The following is a 23,237-nucleotide window of genomic DNA, read 5'->3' as shown; positions in this document are numbered from 1 at the left end:
AAATAAGGAAAGTAAACGGATAAGTTTACTTTCCTTATTTACGTTAAGCGGATATTTGTCCGTCTGTACGCTGTTTCTTGAATTTTTGTTTTCGTCCGTGTAATCCATAGTATAAAAGTAAAGTGAACGCAACGATAATAGCCGCGATAAAATACATATTATGGTAACTTGATTTCGCTGCGACGATACCTAAAATGAAAGAACCAAAGCCAATACCACTATCAAAGAATGAGAAGTACGTAGCTGTCGCAGAACCACGTCGATGGTTTGGAGCGGCAGAAATCGCAATCGTTTGGAAGCTAGGAATTAATGTTCCGTAACCTAAACCGATTAGCATACCTGCACCAAGGAACCAAAATGAAGTTTGTGCTTGGCTTAAAATGAACATCCCAATTGTGAAAATAATAATAGCTGGATAAACAAGTACGTTTTCACCGAAGCGATCAAAAATCTTACCTGTAAATGGACGAGAAATGACAACAACAAGTGCGTATAAAATAAAGAAGTAACTTGCAATATCAGCTAAACCGAGCTCTTTTGCATAAATAGGAATAAAGGATAAAATACCACTATAAGAAAAGGCTAAAACAAATCCTGTAAGAGCGATTGGAATAGAAGATGGTTCAAGTAAGTCTTTCCATTTCATTTTTTCTCGTTTTTGTTTGCTTACAGGTGCTTCATGCGGAATATTGACAAGTAGTCCTAATAAAAATGCAAGTAATGAAAATACGGAACAAACGATAAATAATACAGTAAACGAAAAATGAGAAATAATTGTTAAACCTAAAAAAGGACCAATTACCATCGGCAGACTCATAAATACGCCGAAATAGGCAAGTGCTTCGCCTCGTCTATGAGCTGGCGCAACATCTGTGACAATCGTACCAGTTGCAGTTGTTGCCATACCGAACCCAATACCATGTAAGAAGCGAAGGGCTAGTAATAAAAATAAACTTTGTGCACCGAAATACATAACGGTAGCGGCTAAAAATAGTGAAAGTGAAATAAATAATATTTTCTTTCTTCCTAAATCATCGAGCCATTTTCCTGTGAATGGTCGACATAAAACAGATGAAATAAGAAAAACAGTTGCAACTAAACCAATTTCCTCAGGTTTTCCTTTTAGACCGTCTATTACATAGACAGGCAAAGTAGTCATAAGCATATAAAATGTTAAAAAGAGAAATAGACTACTAAAACAAGTTCCGAGGAAATCCTTCGTCCAAAGTTTCTCACTTTGCATCGTCATCCCTCCAATTTAATCTAAGTTTTTAATAATTTGTTGTAACACTTGAAATGCTTGATGTAAATCATCTTCGTTAATACCTTCTAGCGTCTTTTCTTCGAAAGTATCAACTTCTTCTTGCCATACCGGAATCATTTTTATCGCTGTTTCTGATAAAGAAATAAGCTTCTCACGGCGATCTTTTCCTTCTGTACGAATAATCCATCCCATCGTTTCCATACGTGTTAACGTACGAGTCATCGTTGGTGATTCAACATTTAAATACTGGCATAACTCTGTTTGTGTACAAGAACCAGTTTGATTGATGCGGAAAATAACAGCCCATTGCGCACTAAATAACCCAGTGGGAGATACGCGTTCATTAAATTTCTTCGTAAACTTGCGAGAAGTCTGGCTGACAATGTGAAAAAAATGTTGTTTTTCGTCCATGTATTTTGATCCTTTCAAATTAGTTACCTAGCTAACTATATACTTTTTTATTATAATTGTCTAGTAATAGACATGTTGATTTATGTAAAAATTTCGTATCGGTTTTTTGTTGAGAACATACATTCTGCATGTTATTCTTTAATTAAGTAAAGAATTTTCTTTCTATTAAAAAGAATGGGGGAACTTGTGATGATTAAGCCTGCAACAATGGAGTTTGTTTCACTATCGAACGGAGAAACGATTGCGTATCAGGAAGTTGGAAGGCAAAATGCAGAAATTCTTGTACTCATTCACGGAAACATGACATCGTCACAACACTTTGATTTAGTTATTGAAAAGCTGCAAGATCAATACCATATTTACGCTCTCGATTTAAGAGGATTTGGTCAATCAACATATAATAAAGCGATAGATTCAATACAAGATTTTGCAGAAGATGTAAAACTATTTATTGATCAATTAAAACTAGAGAAATTTTCATTAATGGGCTGGTCAATGGGCGGTGGTGTTGCGATGCAATTTACAGCGAATCATCCAACGTTTGTCGAAAAGTTAATTTTAGTAGAATCGGTGGGTATGAAGGGATATCCAATTTTTAAAAAGGATATAAACGGGCAACCAATCGTATCAAGCTTAGTAAAGACGAAAGAAGAAATTGCACAAGATCCCGTACAGATTGCACCAGTGTTAGATGCGATAAAAAATATGAATAAATTATATTACCGTACAGTATGGAATTTATTAATATATACACATAATCAACCTGAACCAGACCGTTATGAAAAGTATTTAGACGATATGTTAACGCAACGTAATTTCGTAGATGTGAATTATGCGCTCATTACATTTAATATTTCAGATGAACATAATGGGGTTGTAGAGGGAAGTAAGCAAATTCATCATATTAAAGCGCCAACACTCGTCATACAAGGTGACAGAGATTATGTCGTACCCCAAGTAGTCGGTGAGGAGTTAGCAAAACATTTGCCAAATGCAGAGTTGAAGGTATTAGAAGATTGCGGTCATTCGCCGTTTATTGATTGTTTAGATGTATTTATAAAGCATGTAGAGGATTGGTTAGAACAGAAATAATCCCCGAAATGAAAGGTATTGCATATACTATAACATTGTAAGTAAAAGGGGAGATTATCCATGCACCATCCGTTCTTAATTGCGCATTCTCCATATAATCATCATGTGTATACAAAAATGATGATAGCTCCGTTGTATATGCAAGTTTCACCAGCTGTAGTTCCTTTACAACTGCAATACCCGCAGCCACCAATCACTAGTACACAGCAATACGTGTATGAAACTGCTTTTTATAAACATCCGTATTTCAAGCAATTCCATAACAATGTGAAAGCACAAGTTTGGGAAGGATAAGAAGCTAAAAGATTCATTCTTTTAGCTTCTTTTTTATTGCGAATATTCGTACACGCATTTGCAGAAACAGTTTATAATGAAAAGTGGAAAGCGTGAGAAGGAGAGGGAAAGGGAATGTCAATGCGTTTTACTTTTTGGATTATGGTTGGGATTGTGGCAATCTCGGGTTTGTCACAAGGAATGCTTTTACCGGCCATTGCAATGATTTTTGAACAAGAAGGGGTTAGTTCAAGTATTAACGGTATTCATGCGACAGCACTATACATTGGGATATTAGTGATCTCACCGTTTCTTGAAAAACCGATGCAAAAGTTTGGAATGAAGCCAATTATCGTCATTGGTGGGTTTCTCGTTATTATTTCATTATTCTTTTTTACACAAACATTTTCATTTTGGGTATGGTTTATCCTTAGATTTCTAGTTGGCGTGGGAGATCATATGCTACATGTCGGAACACAAACATGGATTACGACAACATCGGATCCGAGTAAAATAGGTAGACAAGTATCGATATACGGTGTATTCTTCGGAATTGGTTTTGCCGTCGGTCCGTATTTAGCAAGCACTGTTCAGTACGGTCTTGCAACGCCATTTATTATATCTACTATACTTTGTTTAATAGGTTGGCTGTTATTATTACCAACAAAAAATGCATTCCCAGCGCAAGATGAAAGAGAAGTGAAGCGTGAATCATCATTTTCTCGTTATAAACAAGTTGTTGGATTAGGATGGATTGCACTGCTGGGACCACTTGCATATGGCGTACTGGAAGCAATGTTAAATAGTAACTTACCAGTATACGCGCTTCGCAAAGGATGGTCTGTTTCAGAAGTATCCTTCTTATTACCAGCATTTGCAGTTGGGGGCATTATTACACAAATTCCGCTCGGTATATTAAGTGACAAATACGGAAGGGATCGTATTTTAACGTGGACGTTTTGCATAAGTACGGGCATTTTCTTGCTTGCAGCCGTATTTGATCAATATTATTGGATCGTCTTTGCCTGCATGTTGTTAGCGGGTATGGTCATTGGATCGTGCTTCTCGTTAGGACTTGGATTTATGACAGATTTATTACCGAGACACTTATTGCCAGCAGGTAATATATTATCTGGAATCGCCTTTAGTTTAGGAAGTATACTGGGGCCTGTATTAGGAGGCGTATTTATAGAAAAAATACAGTATACAAGCTTTTTTATTGCGGTTATGATTATAATGGGAATTCTCGCAATGTTATATATGATTTACATGAAGAATCAATTCGCATCAAGAAAAATAGAAAGTAGGTTAGGGCATGACAAAACAACCTAATAAAAAGAAATTTGAAGTACTCGAAAACGAAACAATTACAGACTGCTTAGCGCGTATGGAACAAGAAGGCTACGCACCGTCACGCCGCATGGAAGAGCCAATCTTTCATGAAGTGAAGAAAGACGGTAAAACAGTAGTTGAACCGTGCGGTAGGAAGATTGTTTTTGAGGGGAAATTGAAGTAATCCGAATAGCAAATTCTTTTTGTGGTATAGAGCCACCCAATTCATTTGAGTTGGGTGGCTTGTTTTGTTGCTGAGTAATGAAGGAATAGGTAGATTAGGAATTGAATAGAATGAATGGATATTTTCTAGAGAGGATGAAGTTAGTTGTTCGGGTATGGATTATAGAGCTAAAACTATAAGAAGCTAAAATTTTGCAAAGGGAAATAGGTAAATACGCCGAGTGCTGGTTAATCCGTACGTCATCAATTTTGTCATTTGGAAGAAAATAATAATATCATAAAGCATACTATAAATAGTTATATTTTTTTGTATAGAAAATGCGTAATTGTAACGTTAAATCTTCCTGGAAGAGCAGTTACACTAGCTTTGGATTTTTGTTAATTCAAAATTCAGTGTGCAAACGAGGTGGAGTTCAAAAATGGAAGCAAATCAAAATGAGCGAATTCTCTATGCAGTTTTTGAGAATGAAATGAAAAATGAATCTGTTTTGTTCTCACAAAATAATTCACACATCTAGTCATATAAGAAAACGCTGTTGATTTCAATATTAATAGCGTTTTTATTTTTAGTAAATATATAGATCAAAATGAATTTCTGCTTGAATCGAACTAGCGAAATCAAGTATATCTTTTTGTAAATACATTGCGGGTGATTCGTTATTCTCAATTTGAATGACTACCATAAATAGAAATTCTAAATCATATTTTTTCTTAAGCTGTTTTAATGGTTCTGTTTTCTCTTCAAGTGATTTTAGAATAACATACAACTGATTATTTATATCGTATGATTCTTGATAGCCAGTGCTTAAATTCCAATCCGTCTTTTTTCTATATAGTTTTTTTGTGGATACAAGATTCGGATTATCACGTCTTGCGACAATATCACCTTTTTTATAAGTTCTTGTAGGTTCGATATTTAGGGCGTCGGTAATTGCTTCAACAGGGAATATATCACCCGTTATACTAAAATAAGCCATAACTTTAGTTTTATCCAGAACGGTTCCTCCTCTATTGTTAAGATGTTACTCTTATTACATTATAAAAATTTAAGAATGTATTTACTAGAATGTAAATGTGTTTTTGATTGAATTTTGGTGTTGGGATATAAATGATAATGCTAGATATATACCTTTGTAGTAAGGGGGAATTATACAAAAGTAGGATGATTTCAAATGTATTTATTTGTATGATAAAAACAAAATGTTTTTAAAAAATTGGAATGTAGGGGAGGGGGAATCATAATGATACAAAGCATATATGAAACGCATTTATATGTGAAAAATTTAGAAAAGGCGATAGATTTCTATCAAAATAAGTTAGGTTTAACATTAGCAAAAAAACTATCAAAAAGGCCGGTTGCTTTCTTTTGGATAGGAAAAAATAAAAAACAAATGTTTGGATTATGGGAAGTACATAGTAATGAAGATTTTGAGATGAAACACTTCGCTTTTCGTGTAGATGTAGAGTTTTTAAAGATTTCTAAATTATGGTTAGAGAATCGTGGAATAGAGGTAGTAGGGAGTCAGGGGAAAGGAAATGAAGAGCCAATTGTCCAAAGGTGGATGCCAGCTGCAAGCGTATATTTTCTAGATTGTGATGGAAATAAATTAGAGTTTATTTCTATGTTATATGATGATCCAGATGAATTAGAATATGCAACGTATTTAAGTGAATGGGAAGCGGAGCACCAAGAAGAATAAAGTGAAACTTTAATCAGTAGGGGTTTTATAGCTTTGTATTATGTTAAATAGATAGAGACAAAAAAATCCTTCAAGAAAAGACATGTTCTTGAAGGATTTTTTTATTGTTTGTAACGTATTAACGATCTTCACGTTTAGATATTTCAGCCCGTTGAATATAACCATCAGAGAAGCTGAAATAAAGAGAATAGCTTCCTCGATTATATATAAATCCTTCGCTAGTCATATCCTCTCCGATTAAATCGGGCTCACCAAACCACTCTTTTAATTCATCGATAGAAATATCCGTTTTAACCCATATATATCTAGCGTCCCAAGGGTACATGTCAATATTATAATCGCCGTATACCGCTATATTAGGTGCATCACATTCTGTACATGGTGCTTTTTTCAAAACATCAGGCACTCCATATTCTTTTTTTACTTCAGATATATCTTTACGCAATGAATTTAATGTAAATGGACCAAACGTCCCATTCTCTAAAGCTGTTGTTAACATTTGTTTCAGTTCTTCTTTTGAATTGATGTTGAAATTATAATTTCTGTTTTTTGCTATTGCATTATAGAAAAATTGTGCATATTGCTCACGCTTCACAAATGTATTTCCGTTAAAATTACCTGACTCGTCACCTTGTGCTATACGGTTACTACGCAGTGTATTTACAGCTTCATAAGCCCAATGACCTTTTGGTACGTCTTTAAATTTTCCTTGTTCTTTTGATTCTAAATGAAATGCTTTTTGTAATATTACTGCCATCTCATATCGAGTTAATACATCATCTGGACGAAATGTACCTGTTCCATCACCTGTCATAATTCCAGCTTGCGCAATGGCTTTAATATCTTTTTCAAACATATGATTTGTAATATCACTAAACATATTTCCTTGTTTATCGTCTACTTTTAAACCTAAATGTCGATTGACTAAAGAAGCTACCTGTCCTCTAGTAACATTGTCGCCAAAACCAAATTTCCCATTTCCATACCCCTTATAAATCCCTGCTGCCGCTAAGTAATCAATAGCATCTTTTGACCAGTGGTCCTTTGGTACATCTGTAAATACAGTGTTCGTATTGCTAGCTACCTTATAGCTATTCGTAGTTGTTTGTGCATTAGCTGTACCTACCATCGTTGTAGTTACTAGTGCTGCGGTGATTACGAATCCGAAAAAATTTTTAGCTTTGCTTGTTTTCTTCCCCATTTGCGCAAGCCTCCCCAGTTTCATTTAACTTTATTAAATATACTCATTACGATGCATGCATCGTAATTGTAACATGTAAGTTATAATTATTTGTCATTTATTTCCGTAATGTGGATGGAATTTTGATAATATAACCAAAAATGTGGATAATTGATATTCAGCGTTATTTAATGATGATACATACAGTAAAATGTTCTGTTTTCCATTCTACGATAGAAAACAGAACGTATATTTGGTATAATCGAAATATACTATATGAAACGATGTACATGAGTTTGACATGTATGTATTAAGGTACGTACTACATAACAATAACTACGCTTTATACAAATCAATCGTTAGAAAGGAAAAGAAGTAATGAATCAAATTTCATTTGAAGATTTATTTGAAGAAGAAAACGCGAAAGAAAAGGTGGAGGTAGCTGAAATACCAGTACCTTTATCACCATTGCAAAGAGATATATTGGAATTAATGGATTCTGAAGAAATAAGTGCACTTGAGCTGTGTGAACAATTAATACGAGCTGGAAAAATATCAGATGAAAGATTCACAACGAATAAGCCGAAAGCATATGGAGAAGTATGCTTACTATTAGAAGGATTTGTTAAAGAAGGAAAGCTTATTTTTGTCAAAAGTGATGAGAAAAGAGATAGGGTTTATAAATTGAATGAAGAAATGTTTAACGGATAAGGTGTGCAGGGGGAATTCATTCATTTTTCTCATTAAAAAAGGGTGTCAATCTTACTTAGATTGACACCCTTTTAATCATCTAACACCTTACATGTTTACGCTTGAAACCAAGTCTTCCTCTATCAAGTTCTTTCTGAATACTCTCTGCAGCATTTAGCAAACTACTTTTTTTATTATCACGTTTTATTTCAACTATACCAACTTCTTTTGCAATCTCGACTGCTTTTTCGTGTAGTGGTACATAGGAAATTGCTACAGTGTTTAGAAAATTATTCATAGCGGATTTAGTTCGTTCTGGCGAATCATGGATTGTCTTTTTCACCATTTCAAGCATATCGGAAAGTTTGCTTTCAGAAAACTCATCGTCTTTGCGATTTCCTAAAAGCCAGCAGTAGCAACTCCAGCCTGCAGACATTTTAAGCTCTTTACCACTTGCAATCCATTTATCAGCAACTTCTTGAGCGATATTTGATTCGGATAAAGTGACTGCCACCACATAATCAGACAACATATAAAAATACGCTCCGTCTATCCATCGATCAAAATCAGACTCCCTCATAGCTTTCGGGTCCGCAATAATGCCTGCAAAATACATAGCATCGTAGTTGCCTGTGGCATAAAGTTCTTCTGCTAACTCTTGGTTTATTTTTATTTTTTTTGCGATTGGTTTCATAGCACCTGTAGCTACGCCGAAAACTGGTTCCTGCGCACCGTTAGATATGTATATTTTTTTCGTTCGTTCCTTGCCTAGAGCTTCAAGCTCTTGCATAACTGTTTTAAAATCCAAAGCTGTGCACTTCCTTTCTTCATGTAAAAACCATTTTAATTGCGAACAACTAGCCTATATTTTTTATCATGTTTCCATACTTTCTAATTTTAAATCTTATGTGAGTAGGATGTCTACTTTCTATAATTTGTCGATAGTGCAGATAGTGATCTTGAAAGTCTAGATTTTTAGGATGAAAAACTACTGATTAAAGTTTCCCTGTATCTTTGGCTCTTTCTCGGTATTATTATGTTATTATTTGGTAAGAGGATAAATGTAAAGTGAAACATGTGAGGTTGGTTATAAATGATAAAGAAATTTACTAGAGTAGTATTAACTGTAGTTATGCCAATTAGTATGATTGTGGGGTGTGGAAATACTGAAAAAACTGAAGCAAAAGAACCGAAAGCGATACAATCAGAGAAAAAGGACTATACGGATTATTCGTATGGAAGCAAAGGTATAGTAGTAAGCGGAAAAGCGAAAGAACGTCAACAATACGAGGTTGGATATATGGATGATAATAAGTTAATTGGGATTGATGAAAATATTGAGGACTGTATTATTTTAGATAATAAAGATGAAGCAAGTCTCGTTTGGAAACAAATAGAGCGTGGATCGATTATTGAAGTACAATATGGTAAGGACCGTAATGATATCGTAGGCGTACAATTAGTAGGAGATCGTGAGCCATACGAAATTAGTGATAAGTTTGATCGAAATACGATAAACGAGATTGTCGAAAACGTTAAAGGGAATTTGTAATAGAAGCTAAAATGAAAAAATATTTAAATTTACTATTAATAAAGTCGATTCCTTATGGAGATAAGAAATCGACTTTATTAATTATCTTTTTTGTAAGTTGTCTTTCCAAAAATTATAGCTATTATCAATAACTTCTTTTAATTTGAAATAGTTTTCCCAAGTATCTTTCACGTGGTAGAGAGTTTCTTCGTCTATAAAAACGTCTGAGTAATCACTTATATACTTCCATTCCTCATCATTAAAGTAATACATCGCGAATTGATTACCTTCGTCATTTAACATGTCGTCTGCCAAAACGCCATCCCAGTTCATATAAATTTCTGTGCCAGTCATTTGTCTAAGTTTAAACTGTTTAATTTCGTCTAGGGACTCTTCTTCAAATTCTTCACTAAATAAATTATGTTCAAGTATCCATCCTAAAAACATACCAGTATGTACAAAAGCTTGATCAATTGGTAAGTCCTCAGGAAAATCACCTTGATAATGGTACTTCGCTTTATCGTAAACAATCGTATCTAACAATCAGTTCATCCCTTTTAACTAACGTATTATCTATTAAACTTGTACTTTTTGTTTTAATAGTTTAACTATGTTTTCAAGCCCTTCAAAATATATCCCATCTGCTGAATATCGTATGTACTCTCGTTTTTTTTATCATTTTTTGGTCTTCTTCATTTCAGGTATCAATATGAGGGGTTTTTGCCAAATAAAACTCTTTTCAATGTAAAAGGTTACATCTATATTATCGTAAGAATGTAAAAATGTTAATATTTTTAAAGAGAACAAGTACAAAGAAACAGGATTTATTTAATAGATACTTGATAGTTATGAAAAATTATAAAGATCCTTCTTGTTGAAGAAAATCAGTAAAAGGTATCCGAATCTATTTTTGAGAAGTAGTGGTGTGTAAGGGAAGAAGTACTTTTGACGGCGATTGCAATTGGTTATAAAATAATGTCTGTTAAGGGATTTTCTAGAAACTATTATTCGCCTGCTGGGGATAAAATGCAGTGTTTATAAAAAGGCGGAATAACCATATTTTTATACATAGTAGATTCATAGTCTTTCACGAATGAGAAAATAAAGGGAGGTTGAGATATTTACACGAACAGTGTAGGTATCGATTACAGCAATGAATATTAAAAAACGAGTAATCGCACTATCAACAAGTCTAGTAATGTTAGGGAGTGCACCTTTATCAATATCAGCAGAAGAGTTAAATAAATCTCATACTGACCAGCTTCGTATTGCACAAGGGGAACGTGGAACGAACGGATTACGTTATTCTAATTTCAATCTAGAAACTCCAGATTACATGCAAATTAATGAAGCAGAAGTGTCAGAGAATGAGAAAATTCTTCTAGAAGAATATAAGCATAAACATAATGAAACAGAAGAGTTACATAAAATGAAAGAAGCGAAAAAAGGTGAAGTAGCAGAAGATGAAGCTATTTCAAATATTGAAAAGGCATTTGAACATGTAGACGGTCGAAATGATGGCTCTACTCGTGAAATGAAGCCGGTTGAAAAGCGAAGAGCTATTCAGTATAGTACATCGATGACTACAAAGAAATATGGAACACTTGCAGGTGCACCGTTTGTAGAGTGGATTGTTCCAGCAGGAAATCCTGATATTCGCCCTGCAAATCCGATGAAAGCACGCTACATTACAATTCACGAGACTGCAAACACCGTCCCGTGGTGCAAATGCTGAAAATCATGCTAAATATTTGTATAAACAAGCAACGGAAGGTACGTTCCGAACAGCTTCATGGCATTTTACTGTAGACGATAAACAAATTTATCAACACTTACCAACAAATGAAAACGGTTGGCATGCAGGTGATGGCGATGGTTCCGGAAATAGAGAATCAATCGGTATCGAGATTGCGGTTAACCAAGATGGAGATTACAATAAAGCGCTAGAGAATGCAAAGAGACTTGCAGGTTATTTAATGAACAAAGAAGGTATTAGTGCGGACCACATTTATAGGCATCAACAATGGAGCGGGAAAAACTGTCCTGATATTTTAATTTCCCGTGGGAATTGGACTGGCTTCGTACAAGGGATTCAATGGTATGCAAATGTTAACGCACAAATTGATTCGCCTTTACAAGAAAGAAATGAGTTATTTGATTCCAATGAATATAATCCAGCTGAACCTAATATGGAGCTTGTAGTGAATGGTGATGGTATAAACGTACGTAGTGGTTCGGGACTTGAACATCATATCGTTCGTAAAGCTTCAAACGGAGATCGTTACAAAGTGTTAGCAGTTAAAAATGGTTGGTATAAAGTAGGTAACGATGAGTGGATTTTCTATAACCCAAGTTGGATTAAAATAAACTATAATATGCCACATAAAGAAGTGCAAAAACCAAAAGATGATATTACAGGTGGATGGTTTGAAGGGAACATTCGTAAGCTGAACAGCCTAGGAATTATGAACGGTGAAGGAAATGGTGTATTTGCGCCTTATCGTAATGTTACGAGAGCTGAGTTTGCAACATTAATCTCAAATGCTCTAAAGCTACCAGAAGGAGATAAGTCATTTGTAGACATTAACAAAGCGCATCCATCACTTCATAGTGGTATTAAACGTAGTGCAAGCGCAGGAATTATTAGCGGTCGTGGCGGCGGAATTTTTGATCCTAACGCATCTATCACACGTGAAGAAGCATCGATCATGATTGACAACGCATTACAGTATAAGGGTGTTACAGGTGAATTAGTTGCATTGCCATTTAGGGATAAACATTTGATCACATATAAACAGCCTGTTCAACGATTATATAGCTTAAAAGTAGTTACTGGTGTTGGAAATAATGAGTTTAATCCTAAAGGGACAGCAACTCGTGGTGAAGCAGCTGCCTTTTTAGTGAAGATGTTAGATGCAAGTCAAAAATAGAAAGAATGATAAAGGAGCTATCCAAAATGAGAATTTGGAACAGCTCCTTTTTATATAAGCCCTTATTAAGCCCCTTCCAAGCCCCTTATAAGCACCTACCAAGTAATAAATCACTAAGAAAAAACAAAACAAAAACAACTACAAGAACAAAAAAGCGCGAAAAAATAAAACCGTCGTTGTAGTAGTTAAAAAAATTTGGAATTCAACTGCAAAAACCAAGCCCTCACTCCTATATGTATATTGAAGGATTGAAATCTGCCTTTTTATAAGTGCGAGGGGGAGGTAAATATATGGCGGTGTACCGTAATGTGCAAGTGAATTTTTGGCAAGATGAATTCATATTAGATTTAACGCCAGAGGAGCGTTATTTTTACATATATTTGTTAACTGGTACGAAAACGAAGCAATGCGGAATTTACGTATTACCAAAGCGTGTGGCAGAGCTGGAAACAGGTTACAGTATGGAAACTGTTGAGAAATTGTTAAGTAGATTTGTGGAATACGGCAAGATTTTATATGATGCGGAAACGAAAGAGTTATACATCATAAATTGGCTACACTATAACCCTATTTTAAATACGAATGTAGAAAAATGTGTGTTACGTGAGTTGAAAACTGTAAAAAATAAAGAATTCATACATATGTTTTTACATAAATGTCTGGAAGAAGAATGGAAGATTCCGTTGTTGTTACAGCATTTTGGTATGCCCGAAGAAGAGGGGAATAGTAGTTTACAAGAAGTTGTTGAAGAAATAGAAGATGAGGAAGGTGAAGAGGATACTCAGCATAGTGAAGTTTACAAATTTTACGAACAAAATATAAGTAGTTTATCTCCATATATCGTGAAGGAATTGATGGGATGGATACGAAGACTTTCAGGAGAGAAAGTATTAGAGGCACTTAAAATTGCGTTTGAACATAATAAGCGAACGTTTGCTTATGTGAAGGGGATTTTGAGGAATTGGTGTAGCAAGTATGGTGGAGAGAAGTGTGTGATGGGTAGTTTAGAGAGAAGGAGAAGTGTTTTGAGTAGTGTGTTTTAATTTACATTAATTTAATATAGAATATATGTTCGTTTCGGTTGGTTTTATGCTATACTACAAGTAAATAAGGGTATTTTTATAAAGCATAAACAGATGCGGGGGAACAAAGTTTGACTACAAATACAGCTCAGTTGTTTCAATATGTCCATATGACAGAAGAGCAGGAACAATTATCATTGCGTTATTTAAAAACGAAAGATGAAGAGATTTTAAATCATATACAACTAACGACAATTAGAGATCAAAATAGAAGCGATTTTGCAAATCAGTTTATAAATGATTTTAGGAAAGTATATAAACAAGATCCAGCTGTCTTTCGGTTATTTTATTATTTGTTAGGAGAGCAATTGTTAAATGTTCTTATAATAAGGTTTAAGTATGTGGATTTTGCTAATATGAAGATTTATTTAGAGAAAAGTGCACTTCCATTGGATAAACTGGTAGTAATTGCGTGTAAATATTTAACTAATATCTCTAGTTATGTGAATGAGGCGTATAGTTTTCTTAAAGAGTTAACAAAAGAGAAACCGAACTATATAGAGGAACAATTACACACTTTACCAAATCAGCAGCAATTATCGTTACTTCTCGTAATGTTTGAAGTAGATTATGAGAGGTTCTATACATATAGCACTTTATTGGACGAGAGATTAGAAGAACATGCTGAATTTATATTGAATTTGAATGGAGAAAAGGTAAAGGTTGAAGCAGTTGAAAAATATATAAAAGGTGAGAGTGATAGGGAATTATTTTTAGGTGGAAATTTACCAGAATATATTTGGCGACTATTATTTAGCATTCATCAGTATTCAAATATTGCGAGGCGGTATGTTGAAATAGTAGCGAAGAAAAACGTTTGGGGTTTTATGAATCATGCTACGCGTTACGTGTGTCAAACTCTCGATCAGCCTCAAAACTATAAACGAACAGGTAGTGTAAATAAAAAAACATATGATGAAATTCAAAATTTTTGTAAACAGTTTTGGATTTCTAAGGAAAGATTTTTTGCACACCGTCTGAGGCAACATGATTTAAATAATGAAGAATTCTGTAAGACGTATGAATATGAAATGTTATGCTCCGTGGCGGAAGAAAACCCTGAATTTGTTCAACGTACTTTACAATATGTAAGTAAAAGTAATTACCTCATAATCGCCCGAACGTTAGCTGAAAAAGGACATGAGTTAAATAGAGGGAGAATGAGAGAGGAATTTTTTGTCGCTGCTTTGCAACTTAAGTTGTCTACGGTGCGGGATACGTATCGTGATTATTTGCTCGGGAAATTGTCATTTGATGAAATGAAGCAAATACTTAAAAATCCGAAGTATAGAAATATGTATTGGGATATGCCAGTTTTAGAAGTTGTACTTCTTTGGGATATAGATGATGTGGCAAAAAGAGAAGCGGCACTCACTCTGGAATTTGGAGATGTATATAGTGTTTATTTATATGAACTTCTGTATGAATGTTCGGCTAGAGGGATAGAACCAGAAAAAATAATAGAAGATCTCCTTTCTTACGGGCTAAGTAAAGAAAAGCTGATTGATTATTCAGTTGAGCAAGTCTCACATTATGTAGAAGAGAGAAATAAAGCGAAGGAAGCGCTCGTTACGATCATTGTAAAAGAACAGGCATACATAATGGAACGATTTGATATGTATTCTGCTGAGGCAAAAACGTATATTTTGAATGAATTAGCAAGAGATAACAGGGTTGAAACACGTCCGGTTTTAATTAAAAACTTAGGTGATTCATCTAAAAAATTACGTAAGTCTATAGTTGAACTGCTTTCAAAAGACATAGAAGCGGCAGAGGATGTAGCAGTTGAACTTCATAATAAAAAGAAAATTGTTCGTGAAAATGTGATGAAAATACTACTAGCGTATAGGATTGAAACATATACACAACTCGTACAGGAAGCATTGAAAGAAAAGAAGAATGCCTCTTTAGCTGAGAAGTTTGCTCCATTACTTGAAGTGGGGAGGAGCTCAGAAAATATAGAAGAACTTTGTAGCCGTATCGTAACGGGACAAAAAAGAAATTCACTTCTGCAATTGATTGGGGAGGAACCGCAAATCCGTCTTCGTCATTCAAATGAAATTGCGGATGCTACAATTCCATTAGCTTATATACAACAGTATATTTCAGATGCTGTCATTGAAAAGAAAGAGGCAGCTGAAGTAATTGGGAGTACTTTAAATGAACAAGACCTGAAAGAATATGTGCAAGCAATCTATCAAATATGGATTTTTCAAGATGCAGATGTGAAGAAACGCGGTATTCTTTCGTTATATGGAATATATAGTGATGACAAAATGGTCGGTATACTTAAAAAGCAAATCGATGAATGGGTACTAGATATGAGAGGAAAGATTGCAGCAGATGCTGTTCGTGCTCTAGGTTTGTCTTCATCTAAGCTTGCACTTATGTTTATTCATGCTATGGCATTTAAATATAAACATAAACAAGTGCGTAATGCGGCAAAAGAAGCATTAAGTCTTGCTGCGAAAACCCGTGGTATAACGGAAGAAGAACTGGAAGATCAACTAGTACCAGATCTTGGCTTTAATATACGTGGGGAGAAGAAGATTGATTTTGGGAATAGATGTTTTACTGCTATTTTAACTTCTGATTCAAAAATAGAATTAGAGACAGAAGAAGGAAAACGTATGAAGTCACTTCCAAAGCCGAATACAAAAGATGATATAGAAAAAGCTGAATTAGCTAAGAGAGAGTTAGCCACTTTAAAGAAAGAGCTTCGGAATGCTCTTTCCATGCAGAAACAACGTCTGGAAGCTGCTCTATCATTAAAACGCTATTGGTCATATGATACGTGGAAATCGATATTTTTGGAAAATCCAATTATGAAGCAATTTTCCACTTCACTTATTTGGGGTGAGTATGCGGAAGGCAAGTTACTGAAAATGTTCCGTTATACAGAAGATGGTACGTTTTACTCAATGATAGGAGAGAAACATGAGGTTTCATCTGGAACTGTAATCGGTTTAATTCATCCGTTAGAATTATCTAGAGCGGAAAAGGAAATGTGGGAAGAGCAACTGGAAAACTCGAAAATTGTCCAGCCATTTCTACAAATTGAACGTCCTGTGTTTGTAGTAGAGGAAGATGATAAGGTTACTGTTGAGAGATTTGGCGGTATTTTACTAAATGGTCGCTCGTTATTCGGTAAGATGACGAAACTTGGATGGATTCGCGGATCAGTTCAAGATGGCGGTGTGTATTATACGTTTTATAAAGAAGATACTCGCACTGGATTAGGGGCACAACTGTCATTTAGCGGAGCACCAATTGGCTATGAAGACGAAGAAGATATATGTGTGTATGACATTGAATTTTATAAAGCAGGTACAGTGAATCGTGGTTCATATGAATACGATGAAATTGATGATGAAAGACGCATTGTGCCAAAAGAAGTAGATAAGTATTTCTTTAGTGAAATATTATATGATGTACAAGTAGCGACCGATTCAAATCTTGGTCATAATGAAAGCTGGCGTAACAAACGATAAAAATTCCCCCTTCATTTGTAGGAAAATGAAGGGGTTTTTCAATTTTTCTAAAAGGTTCTTTCAAAATAGAAGCGAATAGTTTGAGAAAGGAGGGGTTATATGGAAGTTGTTATAAAGAAGAAACGAACTAGGGGTAAGAGAATTTTCATTTGGTCTAGTAGTATCGTTCTTTTGTTAATAATTTGTACAGCGATTTTTTTGAACATATATACACTTAGATCTATGCCAAAGATAGATGGAACGATAAAGCTAGAGGATTTACAACGTGCTGTTACGGTAAAGCGGGATAGTAAAGGTGTACCGCATATTAAAGCGGAAAATGCACATGATTTATATTTTTCGCAAGGGTATGTACAAGCGCAAGATCGATTATTTCAAATGGATTTAAGTAGAAGGCAAGCTTCTGGGATGTTAAGTGAAGTTGTAGGGGAAGCAGCTATTGATCGAGATAAGTTGTTTCGAACGCTCGGTTTACGGCGAGCAGCCGAAGCGTCTGTTAGCCAATATGATGGAGAAGCGAAATTTGCTCTGCAGTCATTTGCTGATGGGGTGAATGCCTTTATACGCGAGGCAAAAGTGGAAAAGAAATTGCCAGTTGAGTTTACTATATTAGGCTATGAACCTGCTGAATGGTCAATTGTGGATACGTTAACGATTGGAAAGTATATGGCGTTTGATTTAGGCGGACATTGGCACGGACAGGCGTTTCGATATTGGGCGCTGAAAAATTTGCCGAAAGAGCAAGCAAATGAGCTGTTTCCTACATATCCGAAAGATGCCCCTAGATTGCTAGCTGAACTGAAAAATACAAATGTAGACGTAGCACAAAGTTTTGCAAAAGCAATCATTCCACCAGAGTTTAATGGTAGTAATAACTGGGTTATAAGCGGTGAGAAGAGTGAGTCTGGTAAGCCAATTTTAGCGGATGATCCTCATTTATCACTTGCGACACCTTCTATTTGGTATCAATCGAAACTTGAGATGAAAGATTTACATGTGAGTGGCGTTATTTTCGCTGGCGTACCCGGGGTTATATTAGGACACAATGACAAAATAGCATGGGGCGTTACGAATACAGGTCCTGATGTGCAAGATTTATATATTGAGAAGAGAAATCCTAATAATGAAAATGAATTTCTATATAACGATAAGTGGGAAAAAGCGACTGTTGTGGATGAGTCTATTAAAGTAAAAGGCGGAAAGACAATACCGTATAACGTTACCGTTACGAGGCATGGTCCAGTTATTTCAGAGTTTGCGGATAAAGGGAAAGAGAAGACGAAAACAGTATTTGCTTTGAAATGGACTGCTTTGGAGCCTTCCGCTGAATTAAAGGCTGTATTAAATATGAATAAGGCGAAAGACTGGAATGAGTTTGAAACGGCACTGCAAGATTTTCATACACCAACTCAAAACTTTGTATTTGCATCAAACGACGGCACAATTGCTTATAAAGCAAATGGAAATATACCAGTGCGTAAAAAAGGTGATGGTAGTCTGCCAGTGCCAGGATGGACAGATGAATATGAATGGGAAGGGTATATTCCGTATGATCAGCTTCCAAAAGTAATCAATCCAAAACAAGGGTTTATTTCAACTGCGAATAATAAAATTGTAGATGATCATTATCCGTATCATATTAGTAATACGTGGGCGCAGCCATATAGGCAAATACGTATTCAAGAGTTTTTACAAGAGAAGGAAAAGTATACGGTGAAAGATTTAGAAGAATTACAGATGGATCAAAAAAATTTATATGGGAAAGAATTTGCTCCTATATTGTTAAAAGAGTTAAATAAAGCGTCTTTACATGAAGTAGAGAAAGAAGGCGTAAAACAATTAACGAAGTGGAATTTTTACGATAGTAAAGATGACGCGGCACCGTTAATATTCCATTTATTAATGAAGGAGATTTCAAATACGTTATTTTCAAAAGAAATTCCGAAAGATGTGATGGAGTTATTTGAAGGGAAGGCACAAGTTGTTGATGAATTAATTCGAAAAGAAGTAGCAGGAGAAAAGAGCGCTTGGTTTACGAAGTACGGAGGATTCACAAAAGTTGTGCATACATCGTACGAAAATGTAATGAAGAAATTACAGAAGGAATATGGACCAGATGTTACGGAGTGGAAGTGGGGCGATTATCACCAACTTGCTTTTACACATCCAATCTCAAAATCGTCTAGTATGTTAGCACTACTTGCATTTAATCGTGAGAAACCAGTTCCAATTGGCGGAAGTCAAGTTACTGTTCAAGCGGCGAGTTACGGAGATAACGGTATTGTCAATCACGGAGCGTCTTGGCGATTCGTGATTGATACGAAGGATATGTCAAACGGTTATCATATTGTAGGGCCAGGACAATCAGGACATTTTAGAAGTGATTGGTATCATGATCAAATAGATGATTGGGTAAATGGCACGTATCATACGACTACATTGAATACGGAGGGGATAGAAGGGAAGGTGTTAAATTTGGAGCCGAAGTAATAGGGTGTTTTTGTTTGTAGAGGGGACTAGTAATAATCTTTTTGATAATGAAAGCTTATCATTTAGAACATAACCCAGTTCTTAAATAATTTTAACAGCCAGCCTACTATCATTTAATTTGATAGTGGGCTGTTTCCATCTTCGAAATACGCTGTAGCAACCTCTTCAGGATTACGATTATTTCTACATGCTGCAAGTGCTGTAACTAATAAAACTATTAACATGATCATTCCAGTTTTGAGGGATTTAGTTAACAAAGGCCAGGTATTATTTGCAACAGAACCGTCTATCTGTACCCCTTGTTTCATCATTTTTCTAGGCCATCCAACTTGACAAATGTTTTTTTATCAAACTACAATGAAAATCATTATCAATAATATAGGGAGGATACTTTTGTCAATAAATGAAAAACAATATATTTATAGGTTAATAACTAGATGTTGTTAAGTCGTATGTACTATTTTTAGTTTAGCGTTGCCTAGAATGTACACCAATTAATCTCACGAATTACAAGAAAACTATTATTGAAATGAGGCTTGCATTGTGAAGTTGGACGTGAATGAGTTAGCAGAGTATCTTGCCAATACTCCTTTCCGAGTAGAAGGAGTATATCGTTATGCTAAAAATCCAGGTGTGCCTTGTGCTGAGTCTACAGATTCTTTCCCAGGATTTGTATTTCCACTTACAGGGAAGACGGAATTTCAATTTAATGGTACGCCGTATACCCTTTCCCCAGGAAAAGTTATACATGGGGGTGCAAAAATGACATTAGCCCATAAAATGCTTGGTGAAATAAACTGGGAATATATTCTTGTTTTATATCGGATAAGCAATTCAGAACGAGAAGATTCTGGCTTTACTCATCAGCATTTTGAATTATTAACAGGACAATCTCCTCGTCTTGTCGAATTACTTATGCGTCTTTGGGATGTGTATAATCAGCGAGGAGGCATTTCGATGTTTCAGACCGAAATGCTGTTTCGCGAAGCGTTGAATGAAGCTTTATTAAGTGTTGTCAATAGAGAGAATAGCTATGAATCGCATACTTTATTCGAACGAATATCTAGTTACGTTCATAAATACTATTATAATGATATTACAATACATACGCTTACAGAACAAAATAATGTTAATCGAAATCGTCTTTCTTACGTGTTTAGAAAGCATGCAGGTATGGGGCCAGCAGAATATTTATTGAACTATCGTATAAAGATGGCTCAAAAAATGTTATGTACAAGTGGTGTGCCTGTACAACAAATTGCGCAGGCTGTTGGAATCGCAGACCCTTTTTATTTTAGTAGAGTTTTCAAGAAGCGAGTTGGCATTTCGCCTACTAAATATCGCGAGAAGTTCATCAATAATCCATACTAATGTCAACAGGGGTCCATTCTTATTTGAAAATCACTGTTCTATACTTATGGAGAGTTAAAGGAAACATTGGATTGAAAGTACTTTCATTGAAATCACTCCTTTGTACTATCTGAATGAAAAGTTCTGGCCTGAGCATTTTCTTTTTACGCATAATAACGACTTTTTTACTTAGATTACTGTAATATAGTGGAAGTTGAAAATGAGGAGGGATCATTATCCATTACCAACCTATTAAACTAAATGACGAGTTATCTAAAATTAACGATTATTGGTATCCACAAGTGATTAGTGAAATGAATGACGATCAAATTCAGCTTTTTAAAGCTAATGGAGATTTTATATGGCATGAGCATCCTAATACGGATAAGCTATTTATTGTGCTTGAAGGGGAGATGTTCATCGATTTCCGTGATGGACAGGTGAAAATTTCTAAGGGCGAGATGTTTATTGTCCCGAGAGGCGTTGAGCATAAACCTTTCACTGAAAAGGAATCCCACATCATGTTGGTAGAGCCTAAAAGGGAAATGGATTGATAATCGTAAAAAGATAAAAAAGGAGCGGAAATCCGTTCCTTTTTTATTTATCTTACTATTTTTAGGAGCTTAGTATGAATAAGATGTGAATAAAGGATGAATAGCATTTTTATCAATAAAAATTTATTGGATTTTTTGTGGAATATATATGAAACATTGTATAAAATAATCAAGAAAGCCAAAAATTATAGGGGGAAAGTTGTGAAGAAAAATAAGAGTTTAATAAGTTTTTTAGGAGTGTTTATTATGCTGTTTTCTTTTTGTTTTCAAGGAAATGTACAGGCAGATGTAAATACTGTTCAATCTGGAAAAATCAAATCAGGAAATGTAACGGTATGGGAAGTTGGAAATGTAGCGAAAGTGTTAGCTGATGTAGAGCGCTTAAATTTAAATACAGTAAATGTACCAATTCAGGTAGATATTCCGAATGTGACTTCTACGAACATGGTAATTAATCAAGCGCAAAAGCAACAGGCTATTATTTTAATTCAAGAATTATTAAAGCGTAATATTCAAGTTATAGTGGAACCGTTCCCATATATTCAGCAAGGAAATGTTGGAGAAACGGAATGGAATCCAAGTAATATTAATGATTTCTTCTGGAATTGGAAAACGGTTATTTTGCAAGACATTTTTAACTCGATTACAAGTAAATACAATGTGTACGGGCTCAAGATTGCTTCTAATTTCGTGAATATGGAATATGCAGAAGGATATTGGAGCGATACGATTGATTTTGTTCGCCAGCAGTATAAAGGAAATGTTTTGTATCAAATGAATTGGTGGCTAACAGCAAGCTGGGATCCTTCATATGAAGCGAAGTTTGTTGAGAAAATAAACCGTCCGTATTTAAAGAAGGTAGACATTGTTAGTATCGATAGTTGGTTTGAAGTTTCAGGAAAAAGAAATCCATCATACGAAGAAGTGAAGCAAAGTTTGTTTGCGACGACAGTATATAATCGTGGACAGAATGTTGTTCAGCAACTAGAACAATTACATAAAGCAACAGGAAAGCCAGTTTACTTTGGTGGATTTAACGTTCCAGCGCGTGAACTAGGCTTGCAAAATCCGTGGAATCCAGATGTTACTAATGTGTTTTCAAAAGACGTACAATTAAACGGATGGCGCGCTTACCGTAATGTATTAGAACCGAAGCCATATTTTAAAGGCTTTTCAATTTGGTTTATTGGATCTAATAATAGTACGCATGCGTATCAAATACATAGTCAAGAAACGGCAGCAGTTATTAATGGCTGGTACCGAAAATAATTTTTATAAAATAGGTAAGTTTTAAAGTTTACCACATATATTTCTAGTGAAAGGCCTTTCACCATCTTATCACCTAGGGGGCAATCATCATGAAATTTTTGTCGTACCTTACAGTAATTTTGGTGATTCTTGGCGGTTTGAATTGGTTATTTGTAGCGTTAGATTACAATGTAGTTGAGAAATGGTTTGGTTCTATGCCGGCGCTTGTGGACACTATTTATTGGCTCATTGGTCTTTCTGCAATTTATCAAATTTTTGATCGGTTCTTCACGGACAATTAGCAATTATACTTTATTACTAGAGTGTTAAGTACGATTATGTACTTAACACTTTTTTGTGTGTTTATAAAAACATTGGCACTTGCAAGCGATTCCATTGCGTCTTACGCCGTAATACTAGAAAAGAAATTGACCGT

General features: G+C 35.1%; 21 protein-coding genes and 1 pseudogene. 15 read left to right on the top strand and 7 right to left on the bottom strand.

Annotated elements, in window-relative coordinates:
- Window positions 1-43: 43 nt before the first annotated feature.
- Window positions 44-1,243, bottom strand: coding sequence for an MFS transporter (locus tag BGI23_RS15785; protein WP_001190334.1), 1,200 nt, complete (start codon window positions 1,241-1,243; stop codon window positions 44-46).
- Between the two features lie 15 nt (window positions 1,244-1,258).
- Window positions 1,259-1,675, bottom strand: coding sequence for a MarR family winged helix-turn-helix transcriptional regulator (locus BGI23_RS15780; protein ID WP_000343680.1), 417 nt, complete (start codon window positions 1,673-1,675; stop codon window positions 1,259-1,261).
- Between the two features lie 174 nt (window positions 1,676-1,849).
- Between BGI23_RS15780 and phaZ the strand changes: the two genes are divergently transcribed.
- The 4 genes from phaZ to BGI23_RS15760 all read left to right on the top strand — a co-directional run bounded on the left by phaZ (window position 1,850) and on the right by BGI23_RS15760 (window position 4,556).
- Window positions 1,850-2,767, top strand: coding sequence for an intracellular short-chain-length polyhydroxyalkanoate depolymerase (phaZ, locus tag BGI23_RS15775; RefSeq protein ID WP_130983719.1), 918 nt, complete (start codon window positions 1,850-1,852; stop codon window positions 2,765-2,767).
- A 60-nt stretch (window positions 2,768-2,827) separates the two neighbouring features.
- Window positions 2,828-3,061 carry a hypothetical protein gene (locus BGI23_RS15770; protein ID WP_044793152.1) on the top strand — a complete coding sequence of 78 codons (234 nt, stop codon included), beginning with the start codon at window positions 2,828-2,830 and terminating at the stop codon, window positions 3,059-3,061.
- Window positions 3,062-3,175: 114 nt separating this feature from the next.
- Window positions 3,176-4,372 carry an MFS transporter gene (locus tag BGI23_RS15765; protein ID WP_070806521.1) on the top strand — a complete coding sequence of 399 codons (1,197 nt, stop codon included), beginning with the start codon at window positions 3,176-3,178 and terminating at the stop codon, window positions 4,370-4,372.
- On the top strand, window positions 4,356-4,556 hold the full coding sequence (locus BGI23_RS15760) for an NETI motif-containing protein (RefSeq protein WP_000166303.1): 201 nt from the start codon (window positions 4,356-4,358) through the stop codon (window positions 4,554-4,556). Before BGI23_RS15765 ends, BGI23_RS15760 begins: the two co-directional genes overlap by 17 nt.
- Before the next feature lie 565 nt (window positions 4,557-5,121).
- Here the strand turns inward: BGI23_RS15760 and BGI23_RS15755 are convergent.
- Window positions 5,122-5,532, bottom strand: a complete 411-nt coding sequence (locus tag BGI23_RS15755) for a DUF4279 domain-containing protein (protein ID WP_000323209.1) — start codon at window positions 5,530-5,532, stop codon at window positions 5,122-5,124.
- 264 nt (window positions 5,533-5,796) lie between these two features.
- On the opposite strand from BGI23_RS15755, the gene BGI23_RS15750 reads away from it, so the two are divergent.
- Window positions 5,797-6,255: a VOC family protein gene (locus tag BGI23_RS15750; RefSeq protein WP_070806520.1), complete on the top strand. Its 459-nt coding sequence runs from the start codon at window positions 5,797-5,799 to the stop codon at window positions 6,253-6,255.
- A gap of 118 nt (window positions 6,256-6,373) precedes the next feature.
- Here the strand turns inward: BGI23_RS15750 and BGI23_RS15745 are convergent, their stop codons facing one another.
- The gene (locus BGI23_RS15745; RefSeq protein WP_070806519.1) at window positions 6,374-7,456 is read right to left on the bottom strand and encodes an S-layer homology domain-containing protein; all 1,083 of its coding nucleotides are present in this window, start codon (window positions 7,454-7,456) and stop codon (window positions 6,374-6,376) included.
- 357 nt (window positions 7,457-7,813) lie between these two features.
- On the opposite strand from BGI23_RS15745, the gene BGI23_RS15740 reads away from it, so the two are divergent.
- The gene (locus tag BGI23_RS15740; protein ID WP_001071912.1) at window positions 7,814-8,146 is read left to right on the top strand and encodes a DUF3895 domain-containing protein; all 333 of its coding nucleotides are present in this window, start codon (window positions 7,814-7,816) and stop codon (window positions 8,144-8,146) included.
- 79 nt (window positions 8,147-8,225) lie between these two features.
- Here BGI23_RS15740 and BGI23_RS15735 read toward each other — a convergent pair whose 3' ends face one another.
- Window positions 8,226-8,933 carry a DNA alkylation repair protein gene (locus BGI23_RS15735; RefSeq protein ID WP_070806518.1) on the bottom strand — a complete coding sequence of 236 codons (708 nt, stop codon included), beginning with the start codon at window positions 8,931-8,933 and terminating at the stop codon, window positions 8,226-8,228.
- A gap of 285 nt (window positions 8,934-9,218) precedes the next feature.
- On the opposite strand from BGI23_RS15735, the gene BGI23_RS15730 reads away from it, so the two are divergent.
- The gene (locus BGI23_RS15730; RefSeq protein WP_070806517.1) at window positions 9,219-9,677 is read left to right on the top strand and encodes a hypothetical protein; all 459 of its coding nucleotides are present in this window, start codon (window positions 9,219-9,221) and stop codon (window positions 9,675-9,677) included.
- A gap of 81 nt (window positions 9,678-9,758) precedes the next feature.
- Here the strand turns inward: BGI23_RS15730 and BGI23_RS15725 are convergent, their stop codons facing one another.
- A complete protein-coding gene (locus BGI23_RS15725) occupies window positions 9,759-10,199 on the bottom strand; it encodes a DUF7832 domain-containing protein (protein WP_070806516.1) in 441 nt (146 codons plus the stop codon).
- Between the two features lie 610 nt (window positions 10,200-10,809).
- On the opposite strand from BGI23_RS15725, the pseudogene BGI23_RS15715 reads away from it, so the two are divergent.
- The 4 genes and pseudogenes from BGI23_RS15715 to BGI23_RS15700 all read left to right on the top strand — a co-directional run bounded on the left by BGI23_RS15715 (window position 10,810) and on the right by BGI23_RS15700 (window position 19,649).
- Window positions 10,810-12,586 (top strand): annotated as a pseudogene (locus BGI23_RS15715) (S-layer homology domain-containing protein).
- Window positions 12,587-12,876: 290 nt separating this feature from the next.
- Window positions 12,877-13,629, top strand: coding sequence for a DnaD domain-containing protein (locus BGI23_RS15710; RefSeq protein WP_044793143.1), 753 nt, complete (start codon window positions 12,877-12,879; stop codon window positions 13,627-13,629).
- 110 nt (window positions 13,630-13,739) lie between these two features.
- Window positions 13,740-17,159, top strand: coding sequence for a DUF4132 domain-containing protein (locus BGI23_RS15705; protein WP_070806513.1), 3,420 nt, complete (start codon window positions 13,740-13,742; stop codon window positions 17,157-17,159).
- 99 nt (window positions 17,160-17,258) lie between these two features.
- Window positions 17,259-19,649: a penicillin acylase family protein gene (locus tag BGI23_RS15700; protein ID WP_000454365.1), complete on the top strand. Its 2,391-nt coding sequence runs from the start codon at window positions 17,259-17,261 to the stop codon at window positions 19,647-19,649.
- A gap of 113 nt (window positions 19,650-19,762) precedes the next feature.
- On the opposite strand, the gene BGI23_RS15695 is transcribed toward BGI23_RS15700, so the two are convergent.
- Complete coding sequence (locus BGI23_RS15695) at window positions 19,763-19,960, bottom strand: hypothetical protein (protein WP_000977599.1); 198 nt, start codon at window positions 19,958-19,960, stop codon at window positions 19,763-19,765.
- 232 nt (window positions 19,961-20,192) lie between these two features.
- Between BGI23_RS15695 and BGI23_RS15690 the strand changes: the two genes are divergently transcribed.
- The 4 genes from BGI23_RS15690 to BGI23_RS15670 all read left to right on the top strand — a co-directional run bounded on the left by BGI23_RS15690 (window position 20,193) and on the right by BGI23_RS15670 (window position 23,103).
- Window positions 20,193-21,020, top strand: a complete 828-nt coding sequence (locus BGI23_RS15690) for a helix-turn-helix transcriptional regulator (RefSeq protein WP_070806512.1) — start codon at window positions 20,193-20,195, stop codon at window positions 21,018-21,020.
- Window positions 21,021-21,313: 293 nt separating this feature from the next.
- Complete coding sequence (locus BGI23_RS15680; protein ID WP_000997182.1) at window positions 21,314-21,553, top strand: cupin domain-containing protein; 240 nt, start codon at window positions 21,314-21,316, stop codon at window positions 21,551-21,553.
- A 201-nt stretch (window positions 21,554-21,754) separates the two neighbouring features.
- The gene (locus BGI23_RS15675; RefSeq protein ID WP_000739779.1) at window positions 21,755-22,822 is read left to right on the top strand and encodes a glycoside hydrolase family 113; all 1,068 of its coding nucleotides are present in this window, start codon (window positions 21,755-21,757) and stop codon (window positions 22,820-22,822) included.
- Window positions 22,823-22,911: 89 nt separating this feature from the next.
- A complete protein-coding gene (locus BGI23_RS15670) occupies window positions 22,912-23,103 on the top strand; it encodes a DUF378 domain-containing protein (protein ID WP_000670803.1) in 192 nt (63 codons plus the stop codon).
- The last annotated feature ends 134 nt before the right edge of the window (window positions 23,104-23,237 follow it).

Source organism: Bacillus sp. ABP14, assembly GCF_001831375.1.
Lineage (GTDB): Bacteria > Bacillota > Bacilli > Bacillales > Bacillaceae_G > Bacillus_A > Bacillus_A paranthracis.
This window is presented reverse-complemented; position numbering and strand designations above follow the sequence as displayed.